This is a genomic window from Vibrio sp. Isolate34 (genome assembly GCF_022397915.1).
Taxonomy (GTDB): Bacteria; Pseudomonadota; Gammaproteobacteria; order Enterobacterales; family Vibrionaceae; genus Vibrio.
Window position 1 is genome coordinate 1 of sequence record NZ_JAKEUO010000066.1, and the last position, 587, is coordinate 587.

Genomic DNA, 587 nt, shown 5'->3' on the forward strand with positions numbered 1-587 from the left:
CTGGTCCTGCTGGTCCTGCTGGTCCTGCTGGGTCCTGCAGGAATAAATTGTTGGGATTTAAATGAAGATCGGGTAGATGATGCAAGTGAGGATATTAACGGTGACAACGTGTTCGATGTGAATGATTGTTCGCCAGTAGTTTCAAACAGCGCGAGCCAGAACTTGGCAGTTGAATTGAATCATCAGCACATATGCGAAGCTCTGGCAAATCTAGGGCAGTATCCAGAAGGTTGCCCTTCAGCGACTCATACTATCCCGACTGGCACGCTTAAACAACTCACGGTCATGCTTGATGACGGCACAGGGCGCGGAGTGAGTTGTGATTTCGAACCGAACAATGGACCACTAACCCTTGAGCTAAACTCATTTGATCAGCTGTACTATTGGAGGCTTGAGAACAGCTTTGTAGCCAATAAGACAGTTATATCTCTCGAAGACGAACTTGTTAGTTCATCAGGTAATACTTGCTTGGATGTTTGTTCCAATGATCCAAAATGCATAGCGTCGCTCTCCGCATCTAGAGACGTTGTAATAGGTAACTCGCAACGAATTGTATACGACTGCGCTACATTCCACAGTTCAGACTC

Annotated in this window: 1 protein-coding gene; it reads left to right on the forward strand. The window is 46.3% G+C overall.

Features of this window, described 5'->3' with window-relative positions; translation table 11 throughout:
• The coding region (locus L1D22_RS22275) for a hypothetical protein (protein ID WP_239831231.1) at window positions 1-587 on the forward strand (587 nt) is incomplete at both ends.